The organism is Brevundimonas sp. FV1ye28 (assembly GCF_058681135.1).
This window is the reverse complement of the sequence record NZ_CM178731.1, coordinates 2,206,087-2,219,019: the sequence shown is the minus strand read 5'-3', so window position 1 is coordinate 2,219,019 and position 12,933 is coordinate 2,206,087. Positions and strand designations below refer to the sequence as shown.

Genomic DNA, 12,933 nt, shown 5'->3' with positions numbered 1-12,933 from the left:
GGTCGCGTGAGCATCGCCAAGGTGTCGCAACGTGGAACGGCCGTTGCCAACGCGCCACAATCAGTGGCGCCAGGGTCACTTAGAGTGAAGCGGGCGCTGCGAGCGCCTCGCAGTGATTCAGGAACGACAGCACAGGCGACCATAGCTTGGCGATAGACTGTCCCGAGACCTGTCGGAATACCCAAATGCGCCTCCAATTACCGAGAAGCTTCACTGGGGTTAATCATTTGTAACGACCCGTCTTCCCATGATGGGATGCAGAAGGTATAGAACGCGCTTCGTGACCGGGGGGACTTGGGCGCGATCCTTGCTTTCAGTGTGATTGGGCGCCGCTTGGCGTCGTTATATGCCGGGGACCGATGGCCCAGTTCGATCCGCGACGTCAGCCGATGCGCTTTGCCCCGCATCTCCTGACCGCAGCCGCCGCGGTGACGGTGGCCATGCTTGCAGGCCGCGTCTACCAACCCGCGCAGGCCGAAGTCGTTCCCGAACTGACCGCCCTTGAGATCGCTTCGCTTGAGGCCCGCGCCTTCGACGCTGCGGGGACTCCCGCCGGTCTGACCGCGCCCGAAGCCATTCCCGTCCAGATCCGTCGCGGCGAGACCTTCGAACAGGCCGTCCGCCGCACCGGCATCGGCGCCGCCGACGCCTCGGCCGTCGCCGCCACCATCTCCAACGCCTTCGACGTGTCGCAGATGCGCGCGGGCCTGAAGTTCGAGACCGCGATCGCCCGTCCGCGCGGCGGCCGGGGCGACGCCCGCCTGATCGGCCTGACGATGCGCACCGGCCCGGCCAGCCAACTGACCGTGTCGCGCAGCTTCGACGGCGCCCTGCGCCTGCGGGCTCTGGAAGAGCGCGTCACCCACGAGACCGTCGTCCTGAAATCCGAGGTTCGCGGTTCGCTCTCGGCCACGGCCCAGCGCATGGGCGCGGACGCCTCCGTTCGCCGCCGTGCGACTCAGCTGTTCGCCCACAAGCTCGACCTGGACCGCGACGTCCGCGCCGCCGACGAGTTCACCCTGGTCTTCGATCGCTCGGTCACCGAGAACGGCCGCACCGTGGACACGGGCGACCTGCTGTACGCCGAACTCAAGGGCGTGGTCTTCTATCGCTTCCAGCCCGCCGGCGCCCGCGAAGTCCAGTATTTCGACGCCTCGGGCAAGAACATGCGTTCCTCGATGATGCGCACGCCTCTGGATCGCGGTTTCCGGGTCTCGTCGTCCTTCGGTTTCCGGACCCACCCGATCTCGGGCTATCGCAAGATGCACCAGGGCATCGACTTCGCGGCCGGCACCGGCACGCCGGTCGTCGCGCCTTCGGACGGCGTCGTGGTCGAGGCTCGTCGCTGGGGCGGGTACGGCAACTGGCTGCGCATCCGCCACGCCGGAGGCCTCGAGTCGGGCTACGGACACCTCTCGCGCTATGGCTCGGGCATTCGCGCCGGCCAGCGTGTCTCGCAGGGCCAGGTCGTGGCCTATGTCGGTTCGACCGGCGCCTCGACCGGACCGCACCTGCACTACGAACTCTGGCGCAACGGCCAGCGGATCAATCCGTCCAGTGTCCGCGTGGATGAATCCAACATCCTCGAAGGCGCCAACCTCGTCGCCTTCCGCGCCGAGAAGGCCCGCATCGACAGGATCATCGCCGCCGGCGGAGAGCGTCGTCCGACGGTGCTTCAGGCCAGCGTCGAAGGCCTGCGTCCGGCCGCGCGCGCGACCTAAAGGCCTCTCAGCTCCTCCACCGTCTCGACCAGTCGCGCCAGGTCGCGCGGCGTCGACAGACGATGATCGCCGCCCTCGATGAGGTCCAGGGTCACGTCGCCTCCCGTCAGACGCTCGGCCAGGGCCAGGGCATGCGCCTGCGGCACCGTCTCGTCGGCCCGGCCTTGCAGGATGTGAACCGGAGCCGCGATCTCGACCGGCCCATCGAGCAAGAGCCAGTCGCGCGCCTCCTCGAACATCCGCCGCGTCAGCACATATTCTCCCAGCCCTTCCTCGACCATCAGGGCCTCGCCATCGCGCAGGATCGACTGGCGCACATGGTCGGGGAGGGACGGCCACATCAGCCGCTCGGTGAAATCCTGGGCCGGATTGATCAGGGTCAGGCCCTGCATCCGCTCGGGCCGCGCCAGCGCCAGCAGCAGGGCGACCCATCCGCCCATCGACGACCCCACCGGTATGACCGGCCCCTCCAGCATGTCGATCAGGCCGATGGCGTCTTCGCGCCAGCGACCGATCGTGGCCTGACGCCAGTCGCCTGACGACTGACCGTGGGCGAAATGGTCATACCGGACGTAGGACCAGCCGCGTTCGATCGCGGCGGCCTCCAACGCCAGGGCCTTGGTTCCCTCCATGTCCGACCGGAACCCGCCGATCCAGACCACGGTCGGGTCGCTGCCGACGATGCGGCGGTAGGCGATGGTTTCGCCGTCGGGACGGGTCAGAGATTGTATTTCGCTCATTCCACCACCGTGCACCCCGGCGAAGGCCGGGGTCCAGATCACGAGACAGAACTCTGGGTTCGAACGACGACTTTCTTGCCTTCGTCGCCGGTGTCTTCCATCTGGACCCCGGTCCGAAGTTTATCCTCGGGCTGGCGCTGGCCAGACCCGTGGGCCGGGGTGCACGGTGAAGAAAATCAGAGAAAGCGAAACCGCGTGCCGTCCAACAAGGTCCTGTTCGTCACCTCCAACCGTATCGGCGACTGCGTCATTTCGTCGGGCGTTATCCGCGAGATCAGCCGTCAGATCCCCGGCGCGGAGATCACCGTCGCATCGGGGCGCCCGCCCGCGCCCTTCTTCCGCTCGGCACCCGGCGTGGAACGGGTCATCGTGCTCGACAAGAAGAAGGCGGCCGGCCACTGGCTCGACCTGTGGCGTCAGGTCGTCGGGACCCATTGGGCCCTGGTGATCGACATCCGCGGCTCGGCGCTCGCCTATCTGCTGAAGGCGGATCGCCGCATCGTCTACAACCGCAGCCACGAGACGGGCCTGGCCAAGGTCGACATGGTGACCCGGTTGATGGGCGCGCCGGCTCCGCTCGAGCCCGAACTCTTCATCGACGACCGCGCCCGCGCCGAGGCCGCCGCGATCATCGATCCTGCGCTGGCGACCGCCCCCGGTCCCATCATCGCCTTGGCCCCCATCGCCCACCAGCCGGGCAAGAGCTGGCCTGCCGATCGCTGGGGCGAGCTGGTCGAGAGGCTGAAGGCCGAACCCCGCTTCGCCGGTTGGCGTTTCATGCCCGTCGGCGGGCCTGGCGACCGCCCGCCCGCGACACCGGCGCTCCAGGCCGCCGGACCTTTGGCCATCGACTTCGTCGGCAAGGGGGACATCCTGGCCTCAGCCGCCGCCATCGACCGCGCGGCCCTGTTCGTGGGCAATGATTCCGGCCTGATGCATGTGGCCGCCGCCGCCGGAAAGCCGACGCTGGGCCTGTTCGGCCCGACCGAATGGTGGCTCTACGGCCCGCGCGGGCCGCGCACCGCGATCGCCGCCTCCAACCCGGTGCGGGGCGAGTTCGCCCCCATCGAGGCCCTGACGACCGAGCGTGTCTTCGAGGCCGTGATCGCGCTCCATGACGCCTGGATCGGGACGCCCGGCACCGCTAAGCCTTGAAGAACGGGCGTTTCGGGCGCATATAGCCCGCCTTGGGGAACGCGGGGCGAAGCCGCGCGCTGACCCTTGCTAGACCTCAAGACGTTCAGAAACACAAGGAAACGACGCCCATTCGCCGTCCGATGAACCAGCCGCCCACCAAGGACGGCCCCCCCATGAACCAAGATATCCGCGCGCCGCGCGTTCTGCTCATCGATCAGAACGGCGAGAAACAGGGGGTCATGCCGACCTCGGCCGCGCTGGAGGCCGCCGAGGAGGCGGGCATGGATCTGGTTCAGATCGTCTCGACGTCGGAGCCGCCCGTCGCCAAGATCCTCGACTACGGCAAATTCCGCTTCCAGGAGCAGAAGAAGAAGGCCGAGGCCCGCAAGCGCCAGAAGGTCGTCGAGCTGAAAGAGATCAAGCTTCGTCCCAACATCGACACCCACGACTACGAGGTGAAGACCAAGGCGATGCACCGCTTCTTCGACGAAGGCGACAAGGTGAAAGTCACCCTGCGCTTCCGTGGCCGGGAAATGGCTCACCCGGAACTGGGCATGAAACTGCTCAACAAGGTCCAGGAAGACTTCGACGAGATCGCCAAGGTCGAATACGCCCCGCGTATGGAAGGCCGCCAGATGATCATGATCCTGGCGCCGAAGTAACGACAGGCCTCAGCGCGACTGCGCGACAGCCGACCAAGGATGAAACGCCCCGGCATCGCCCGGGGCGTTTTGCGTTCAGGCCGCTTCGGCCTCGGTCATCGCTTCGGATCCCAGCGCCAATCTGATGGCGTTCAGCAGGGCGTTCGGCTGGATGGGTTTCTGGGCGACCCCGTTCATGCCGGCGGCGGTGTACTCGGCCGCATCGCGATCGTCGGCGTTGGCGGTCAGGGCCAGGATCGGCGTGCGGCCGGCCCGTCCGGGCAGGCGGCGGATGGCGCGGGTTGCGGCGACCCCGTCCATGACCGGCATCTTGATGTCCATCAGGATCAGGTCGAACGGCCGCAGGCTCGCCGCCTCCAGCGCCTGAGCTCCGTCCTCCACCACCTCGCTGGTGCAGCCGAACATCTCCAGCAGGTTGGAGGCGACGAAGCGGTTGGCTGGATTGTCGTCGGCGACCAGCACATGCAGGGTCTCGTGCGGCGTCGGATCGACCACGACTTCGGTCGCCGCGCGCATTTCCGGCCCGCAGCAAGTCAGGTCGAGCGTGAAATAGAACCGCGCCCCGCCCCGGGGCGAACGGTCCAGACCGATCGTCCCCTCCATTCGGTCCACGATCTGACGACAGATGGCCAAGCCCAGGCCGGCTCCGGCGCCTTCGCGGCCCGCCTGGCCGGTGTTGAAGGGCTCGAATATGGTCGCCGCCGCACCCTCCGGAACCCCGGGGCCCGTATCCTCGACCACGGCCGTCAGCCGCACAGCGCCGTCGACCCAGCCTGTGCTCAGGGTCACCACCACCTCGCCGCTCTGGGTGAACTTCAGCGCGTTGCCGATCAGATTATTGAGCAGCTGTTTGACCCGCATCCCGTCGGCCATGACCCAGTCGTGCCCGGCGGTGTCGCAGATGATCGTCAGGGCCAGCCCCTTCTCCTCTGCGCGCGGCGCCCACAGCGCCTTCAGGTCGGCCCCGACCTCATCGATGTGCAGTGGCGCAGGATCAAGGGTCAGTATGCCGGCCGAGGCTCGCGACATGTCGAGCGCGTCGGTCAGCAGCCGCAGCAGGGTCTGGCCGGAATCGAGAATGGTGTCGACATAGGGCCGCAAATCCTCCTGCTGGAGCTTCCTCTGCAACAGACCGGCCACGCCCAGGACGCCGTTCAACGGCGTGCGGATTTCATGGCTCATCACCGCCAGGAACTCGGACTTGGCGCGGCTGGAGGCCTGGGCCTCGGCCTCTGCCACCGCCAGGTTGCGGGCCAGCAGTCCCATCTCCTCGGCACGGGCGCGATAAAGGGCCGAACCCGCGCGCAGGATCTGCACCCCTGCGCCGACGCCGACATAGCGGCCGTCCTCGACCACGATGAAGCCGCGCAGCAGGGTGTTCATCTCGGCGGCGTCGATGGCCGCGAAGAAGGTCTCGGCGCCGGCGGAGGCCTCGGCGAAGGGCGGGTTCGGGTCCATCAGGCTGGACACCGGCCTGCGGGCATACAGGGCGCGGCCGAACTCGGCGGCCATCTTCAGGGTGAAGGCGTTGCGTTCGATCAGGCCCAGCGGCCGCCGTTCGGCATCGACCACGGCGATGGCCAGGGTGTTCGGCTCGTCCTGGAAGCGGTCGAACACCACCGAGCCCAGGGTATCGGGAGAGACCGGCTCCACCGCATCCACATATTCGCCGATCCGGGCCATGAACTCTCCTGAACTGGACGGGAGCGATAGCGGCCGGTGCTTAATACAGGCTTTGCCGTTCTTGAATTTTTTGCTGCGTTTTCAACGACAAACATCCGTACAAGGATGGCTCTCCCTGCGTAGACGGAGGTGTCTCGCCGCGCGGCTCCGCCTCGGCTAGAAGGCACCATGACCGACACGAACGCCTCCGTCTCCAAACCCAAGGCGCCGGCCCTGGCGATGCTGTTCCTGATCGTCTTCATCAACCTGGTCGGGTTCGGCCTCGTGGTGCCGCTGCTGCCCTTCTTCGCCCAGAGCCTGGACGCCGAGCCGTGGCAGATCACCGTGATGTTCTCGGCCTATTCGTTGGGCCAGTTCTTCGCCGAACCCTTCTGGGGCCGGCTGTCGGACCGGATCGGTCGTAAACCCGTCCTCCTGATCACCCTGGTCTCCAATGCCGTCGGCTATCTGGCCCTGGCCTTCGTGCCGAATATCTGGCTGGCGGTCGCGGTGCGGCTGTTCACCGGCCTCGGCGCCGGAAACATCTCGACGGTCCAGGGCTATGTCGCCGACGTCACGCCACCGGCCGAGCGGGCCGGGCGGATGGGGATGATCGGCGCGGCCTTCGGCATGGGCTTCATCGTCGGGCCCGGTCTCGGCGGCATCCTGACCCAGCCGCAGCTGGGGCATCTCGGTTACCAGTTGCCGATCTTCGTCGCCTCGGCGCTTGCGGCGCTGGCCGCCGTCGGCGTCGTGGTCTTCCTGAAGGAGAGCCGGGCCAAGGCCGATCCGGCCGTGGCGCGTCCCGGCTTCATGTCTGGCCTGCACGACGCCCGCGCCGACCCGGTGGTGTCGCGGGTGCTTCTGGTCACCCTCATCTATATGGCCGGCTTCTCGGCGATGGAGAGCGTGTTCGGCCTCTGGGCTGAGGATCGCTACGCCTGGGGCGCGCGCGAGGTGGGGCTCAGCTTCATGATCGTCGGCATCGTCTCGGCCCTGAACCAGGGCGTTTTCACCGGCAGGCTGGCCCGGCGGTTCGGCGAGACCCGGGTGCTGGCCACCGGCATGCTGCTGTTCGGCGCCTCCCTGGTGCTCCAGGTCCTGGCCCCCGTCGCCTGGTTTCCGGCCGTGTCGCTGGATCTCGGCACCTTCACCCTGCCGATCGTCCAGGGCTGGAGCATTCCGATCATCATGGCCCTCGGGGCCTGCGGCATGTCGATGGCCATGCCCAACATCTCGGCCATGATCTCGCGCGCCACCCCGCCGGATCGCCAGGGCGCCATGCTGGGGCTGAACATGGCCACGGGCTCGATCGCGCGGATCTTCGGCCCCCTGGTCGCCGGCGCCCTGTTCTCGGGCCTCGGCCACGACTGGCCCTTCCTGGTCGGCGCGGCCCTGACCGTTCCGGCGGCGATCATCGCGATCAACGCCGGACGGGCGTTGCGACGAGGGTGAGCAATCGAAGGTTGAACCGTCGTTGATCCCCAGGGTCGTCTCCGTATAGGGTCGAGGCGGTGCGATCATCGCGGTCGCGGAGTTTTCGGCGAGTCCCATGTTCGTTCGACTGATCGCCTGTCTGGCCACCGTCCTGTGTATCGGCACGTCGCCGTCGGTGCTGCGGGCGCAGACCCCGGCCCCGCCCGCCCTCAGCGCCTATGGCGCCCTGCCCGCCATCAATAGCGTCGACGTCTCCCCGGACGGTCTCAGCTTCGTCTATGTTCGCCACCAGGGAGACCAGTCCGAAGTGGTGGCCCAGTCGCGAACGGGAGAGGCGCTGGTGACGGTCGACACCTCGGATCGTCGCGTGCGCGGGGTCTCGTGGATATCGCCGGATCATATCGTCATCGCCTCCGCCGCGACGGAGAAGATGCGCTTCTTCGCCACGCGGACCGAGGTTCAGGTTCTGGACATCGTCAATGTGCGCAACCGCCGGGTCGTGCGCGCCCTGAACGGTGCAGACCATCGGGCCTTCAACGCGATCTTCAACTGGCGCGGCGGTGTCTACGGCGGAGAGCCGGTGCTATTCGCGGAAGCCGTGACCGAGGCGCCGGGCCTTTTCACTTTCGACCTCTACCGCATCGATCTGGACACCGGCCGGGGCCGGCGGCATGCCCAGGGCGACAGCGACACCCGGGGCTATATCGTGGGCCGCGACGGGTCGGTCCCCGCAAGACTGGCCTATAACTCCGAGAACGGTCGCTGGCGGGCCTCGGCGCGCAGCGGCGGCGGCTGGCGGGATGTCCACGCCGTCATCGCCCTGCTGGACGAGCCCGGTCTCTACGGCTTCGGCCGGTCGACCGACACCATCGCCGTGGGCGAGCAGGTGGACGGTCAGTGGCGCATGAGGGAAATCTCGCTCGCGGACGGATCCGAGCGCGGCGATCTCGGCCCGACCCCGAACCGGATCTATCGGGACAGGGAGGGCGCGATGGTCGGCGTCGGCTTCATGGCCCGTTATCAGGACTATGAGTTCTTCAACCCGGTCCTGGCGCAGGCCTGGGCGCTGCTGAAGATCTCACTGCCCGGCCGTCAGCTGTATCTTTCGTCCTACAGCGACGACTTCAACATCATCGTCTTCTACATGGAGGGCACCGGAGAGCCCGGGTCCTACTTCCAGTTCGACGTCGCCGCCCGGCGGGTCTCCCTGATCGGCAAGGCCTACCCCGCCATTGCGGGCCAGAACGTCGCCGAAGTCCGGGTGGTCAACTATCAGGCGGCCGACGGCATGCAGCTGTTCGGCTATCTGACCCTGCCGCCCGGCCGCGACGCCCAGGACCTGCCTCTGATCGCCCTGCCGCACGGCGGACCGGCGTCGCGTGACACGGCCGGGTTCGACTACTGGGCCCAGGCCCTGGCTTCGCGCGGCTACGCGGTGTTCCAGCCCCAGTTCCGCGGCTCGAGCGGCCTCGGGGTCGAGTGGCTCGAGGCCGGATACGGTCAATGGGGGCGCAAGATGCAGAGCGACGTCTCGGACGGCGTCCGTTTCCTCGCCGAGCGGGGCACGATCGATCCGACGCGCGTCTGCGTCGTCGGCGGGAGCTACGGCGGCTACGTCGCCCTGGCCGGCATGGCGCTGGAGCCGGGCGTCTATCGCTGTGCGGTCTCGATCGCAGGGGTCTCGGATCTGCGCGCCATGCTGCAGGAAGAAGAGCGCCAGGGCGCCCGTGGCGACGCCAACGCCTCGATCCGCTACTGGCGCCGGTTCATGGGGGCGAGCGGGGTCGACGACGCGAGCCTGGACGCCTATTCGCCGGCGCGTCAGGCTGCCAATGTGCTGGGGCCGATCCTGTTGATCCACGGCCGCAACGACACCGTCGTGCCCTTCGCCCAGAGCGAGCTCATGGCGAGGGCCATGGGCGGCCGGGCGCGCCTTGTCGCCCTGGAGGGCGAGGACCACTTCCTGTCCACTGCCGCCACGCGCCAGCAGATGCTGTCCGAGACGGTCGCCTTCCTGGAGGCGAACAACCCGCCGGACTAGACTCTGCTTGCCTTTGCGCGCCGGTTCCCCTACTAGCCGCGCCTTCGCGTACCGAACCGCCGGGCTAACAGGCATGCCTGGGCGGTTCTTAATCGGGGTTACCTCCCATGGGCTCAAGTAGCCGATAGGCGGTAGCCCTCTCAAAGACAGAGAGAGAAAATGCCGAAGCTTAAGACGAAGTCGGGCGCCAAGAAGCGCTTCAAATTCACCGCGACGGGCAAGGTCAAGGCCGGTGTTGCGGGCAAGCGTCACCGCTTGATCAGCCACAACTCCAAATACATCCGCCAGAACCGCGGCACCTCGGTCATGGCCGACGCCGACGCCAAGAAGATCAAGTCCTACATGCCCTACGCGTAAGCGTAGTTCGGCAGCAGACCCACACTTCATCGCTCGAATTTGAAATCAGGCGTCCCTCAAGTAGCAAGCGCCCGCGGCGCGCGCGGTAGGGACCCTTCCGAAGGAAATACAGAATGGCTCGCGTAAAAAGGGGCGTCGTCTCGCACGCCCGTCACAAGAAGGTTCTCGAACAGGCCAAGGGCTTCTCGGGTCGCCGCAAGAACACCATCCGCACGGCCAAGGCCGCCGTCGACCGCGCCGGGCAATACGCCTATCGCGACCGTCGCACGAACAAGCGTAACTTCCGCGCCCTGTGGATCCAGCGCATCAACGCCGCCGCCCGTCAGGAAGGCTTCACCTACTCGCAGTTCATCCACGGCCTGTCCAAGGCCGGCATCGAGCTGGACCGCAAGGTCCTGGCCGCGATCGCCATGGACGGCGTCGGCTTCTCGGACATCGCCGCCAAGGTGCGCGAAGCCCTGAAGTAAGACCCCTCAAGGTCTGAAACTTTCGAAACGCTCGTCCCGGACCCCGGGGCGGGCGTTTTCGTTTGCGCCGGAGCGCGCTAGGGATCGCTGCCTATCCGGAGTGCGCCCAATGATCCTGAGACGCCTGATCCTCGGCCTGTGCGCCGTCCTGATGGCCGGGCCGGTCGCGGCCCAAACTCCGACTTTGGCCCGAACCGTCGCCGTCACCTTCGACGATCTGCCGTATCAGGCCTCGGCCGAGGCCCTGTGCGACCCGGTCCAGGCCATGGCCCTGACCCGCGATTTCCTCGCCATGCTGGAGCCGCTCGACAGCCATGCGACGGCCTTCGTCAATGCGGGCAAGGTCTGCGAGGCGCAAGCCGCGACCCTGCTACCGGAAATCCTCAACGCCTGGCTGGATGCGGGCATCGATCTCGGCAACCACACCGCCAACCACATCAACATCCATTCGAACACGGTCGAGGCCTATATGGCCGACGTCGATGCGGGCGCGCCTCCGATCCGTGCGGTGCTGGAAGCGCGTGATCGCAGCCTGCGCTACTTCCGTCATCCGTATCTCTTCACCGGCGACACCCAGGAGAAGCACGACGCCATCGTCGCGGGTCTGGCAGAGCGCGGCTATATCGTCGCTCCGGTCACGATCGACAACGTCGACTGGATGTTCGCCGACGTCTACCGCAAGGCCGACCGGCTCGGCGACGAAGCCCTGAAACGGCGGGTGGGCGAAGCCTATGTCGCCTTCATGACCACGGTGCTCGACCATTTCGAGCCCTACAGCGCCGAGATCACGGGCGGTCGCGAACCGGCGCAGGTCCTGTTGCTGCATGCCAACAGCCTGAACCGCGACTGGTATCCCCGGATCGACGCCCTGTTCCGCGCGCGCGGCTATGGCTTCGTCACCCTGGACCAGGCGTTGGCAGACCCGATCTACAGCCACGCCGACACCTATGTGCGGCGCAACGGCATCTCGTGGCTGCATCGCTGGACCCAGACCGACGGGCGTCCGATCCGCTGGGAGCCGGACCCGCCGGCCTGGATCGTCGCGGCCAACGAGGGGACGGTCGAGCAACTCGCCGCGACCCTCGCCATTGAAGGGGCCGTCTCGGCGGGACCCGCCCGCCCTTAAACCTCAGGCCGGGATGCGGGCGATGACCTTGATCTCGAACTGGAAGCCGGCCAGCCAGGTCACGCCCACGGCCGTGATGTTCGGATAGGGCTTCTCGCCCCAGTTGGCGCCGAGCACCGGCCAGACGGTCTCGAAGATCGCGTCCGGGTCGATCATGAACAGGGTCACGTCGACCACGTCAGTGAAGTCTGCTCCCGCCGCCTTCAGCGTGGCGTTCAGGTTGTCGAAGGCCAGCTGCACCTGGGCCGCCAGATCGGGCTCGGGCGATCCGTCCTCGCGAGCGCCGACCTGGCCCGAGACGAACAGCAGGTCGCCCGACCGGATCGCCGGCGAGTAACGATGCTGCTCATAGAGGGCATGGGGCTTGGCGGGGAAGACGGCGTCGCGCTGGGTCATGGGAGGCATCCGAAAGCGGGGGGAGCGCTTCAGATGGGCGCCGGATCGGCGATGAAAACCTGCTCGGGGCTTTTTGCAGCGCGCATCAGCCGCTAGACGGTCCGCACCATGACCGATCTCGCGACCCTCGAACTCGAACTGATCAACGCCATCGGCTCCGCGACCACCGTCGCCGAGGTCGAGGCCGTGCGGGTCGCCGCGCTCGGCAAGACCGGGACCGTCTCGGGACTGCTCAAGGGCATGGGCGCCATGAGCCCCGACGAGCGTCGCGAACAGGGGCCGATGATCAACGGCCTGCGCGACCGGGTCGCCGCCGCCATCGCCGACAGGAAGGCCGAGCTCGAAGCCGCCGAACTGGACGCCCGCCTGCTGTCCGAGAAGGTCGACCTGACGCTCCCCGCGCGGCCGCGTCGCAAGGGCGGGGTCCACCCGACCATGCAGGTCATGGACGAGATGATCGCCCTGTTCGCCGAGATGGGGTTCGCCGTCGCCGAAGGGCCGGACATCGAGGACGACTTCCACAACTTCACGGCCCTGAACTTCCCGCCCAAGCATCCGGCGCGGGAGATGCACGACACCTTCTTCCTGAAGCCCGACCCGGAGACGGGCGAGCGCAAGGTCCTGCGCACCCACACCTCGCCGGTGCAGATCCGGACCATGCTGTCGCAGTCGCCGCCGATCCGCATCATCGCGCCGGGCCGCACCTTCCGTAAGGATTCGGACGCCACCCACACTCCGATGTTCCACCAGATCGAGGGTCTGGTGATCGGCAAGGACATCCACATGGGTCACCTGAAGACGACCCTGGAAACCTTCGTCGCCCGCTTCTTCGAGCTGGACGGCGTCGACGCCCGCTTCCGCCCGCACCATTTCCCCTTCACCGAACCCTCGGCCGAGATGGACATCCGCTGCGATCGCTCGGGCGGCAAGCTGGTGCTCAACGAAGGCGACGACTGGCTGGAGATCCTGGGCTGCGGCATGGTCCACCCCAATGTGCTGCGCCAGTCGGGCATCGACCCGGACGAGTGGCAGGGCTTCGCCTTCGGCATGGGTGTCGATCGCATGGCCATGCTGAAATACGGCGTGCCCGACCTGCGCCCCATGTTCGAGGCCGATATCCGCTGGCTGGCCCACTACGGCTTCTCGGCCTTCGCCGCCCCCAACCCGGCCTCCGGCCTGAGCTGACA

General features: G+C 67.3%; 12 protein-coding genes. 9 read left to right on the top strand and 3 right to left on the bottom strand.

The features are described from left to right. The first annotated feature begins 359 nt into the window (after positions 1-359). Positions 360-1,721 carry a M23 family metallopeptidase gene (locus ACW171_RS10865; protein WP_492093203.1) on the top strand — a complete coding sequence of 454 codons (1,362 nt, stop codon included), beginning with the start codon at positions 360-362 and terminating at the stop codon, positions 1,719-1,721. Here the strand turns inward: ACW171_RS10865 and ACW171_RS10860 are convergent. Further along, positions 1,718-2,503 (bottom strand): alpha/beta fold hydrolase, encoded by a 786-nt coding sequence (locus ACW171_RS10860; RefSeq protein WP_492093202.1) that lies wholly within the window; start codon positions 2,501-2,503, stop codon positions 1,718-1,720. The two genes, ACW171_RS10865 and ACW171_RS10860, sit on opposite strands and share 4 nt — an antisense overlap. Positions 2,504-2,656: 153 nt before the next feature. On the opposite strand from ACW171_RS10860, the gene ACW171_RS10855 reads away from it, so the two are divergent. Beyond that, positions 2,657-3,616, top strand: coding sequence for a glycosyltransferase family 9 protein (locus ACW171_RS10855; protein ID WP_492093201.1), 960 nt, complete (start codon positions 2,657-2,659; stop codon positions 3,614-3,616). A 122-nt stretch (positions 3,617-3,738) separates the two neighbouring features. Then, positions 3,739-4,260 carry a translation initiation factor IF-3 gene (gene infC, locus ACW171_RS10850; RefSeq protein ID WP_492093200.1) on the top strand — a complete coding sequence of 174 codons (522 nt, stop codon included), beginning with the start codon at positions 3,739-3,741 and terminating at the stop codon, positions 4,258-4,260. A 75-nt stretch (positions 4,261-4,335) separates the two neighbouring features. On the opposite strand, the gene ACW171_RS10845 is transcribed toward infC, so the two are convergent. Further along, a complete protein-coding gene (locus ACW171_RS10845) occupies positions 4,336-5,943 on the bottom strand; it encodes an ATP-binding protein (protein WP_492093199.1) in 1,608 nt (535 codons plus the stop codon). A 168-nt stretch (positions 5,944-6,111) separates the two neighbouring features. Between ACW171_RS10845 and ACW171_RS10840 the strand changes: the two genes are divergently transcribed. The 5 genes from ACW171_RS10840 (at position 6,112) to ACW171_RS10820 (ending at position 11,350) form a co-directional block, all read left to right on the top strand. Next, complete coding sequence (locus ACW171_RS10840) at positions 6,112-7,377, top strand: MFS transporter (RefSeq protein WP_492093198.1); 1,266 nt, start codon at positions 6,112-6,114, stop codon at positions 7,375-7,377. Between the two features lie 97 nt (positions 7,378-7,474). Continuing rightward, positions 7,475-9,400 carry an alpha/beta hydrolase family protein gene (locus ACW171_RS10835; protein ID WP_492093197.1) on the top strand — a complete coding sequence of 642 codons (1,926 nt, stop codon included), beginning with the start codon at positions 7,475-7,477 and terminating at the stop codon, positions 9,398-9,400. A 159-nt stretch (positions 9,401-9,559) separates the two neighbouring features. Then, positions 9,560-9,757, top strand: a complete 198-nt coding sequence (rpmI, locus tag ACW171_RS10830; RefSeq protein WP_003166435.1) for a 50S ribosomal protein L35 — start codon at positions 9,560-9,562, stop codon at positions 9,755-9,757. A gap of 113 nt (positions 9,758-9,870) precedes the next feature. Further along, positions 9,871-10,224 (top strand): 50S ribosomal protein L20, encoded by a 354-nt coding sequence (rplT, locus tag ACW171_RS10825; protein ID WP_309627258.1) that lies wholly within the window; start codon positions 9,871-9,873, stop codon positions 10,222-10,224. A 109-nt stretch (positions 10,225-10,333) separates the two neighbouring features. Then, positions 10,334-11,350, top strand: a complete 1,017-nt coding sequence (locus ACW171_RS10820; RefSeq protein WP_492093196.1) for a polysaccharide deacetylase family protein — start codon at positions 10,334-10,336, stop codon at positions 11,348-11,350. 3 nt (positions 11,351-11,353) lie between these two features. On the opposite strand, the gene ACW171_RS10815 is transcribed toward ACW171_RS10820, so the two are convergent. Beyond that, entirely contained in the window at positions 11,354-11,746 is a 393-nt protein-coding gene (locus tag ACW171_RS10815; RefSeq protein ID WP_492093195.1) for a RidA family protein, read from the bottom strand. Positions 11,747-11,854: 108 nt separating this feature from the next. Here ACW171_RS10815 and pheS point away from each other — a divergent pair, with 108 nt between their 5' ends. Continuing rightward, positions 11,855-12,931 carry a phenylalanine--tRNA ligase subunit alpha gene (gene pheS, locus ACW171_RS10810; RefSeq protein ID WP_492093194.1) on the top strand — a complete coding sequence of 359 codons (1,077 nt, stop codon included), beginning with the start codon at positions 11,855-11,857 and terminating at the stop codon, positions 12,929-12,931. Positions 12,932-12,933: the final 2 nt, after the last annotated feature.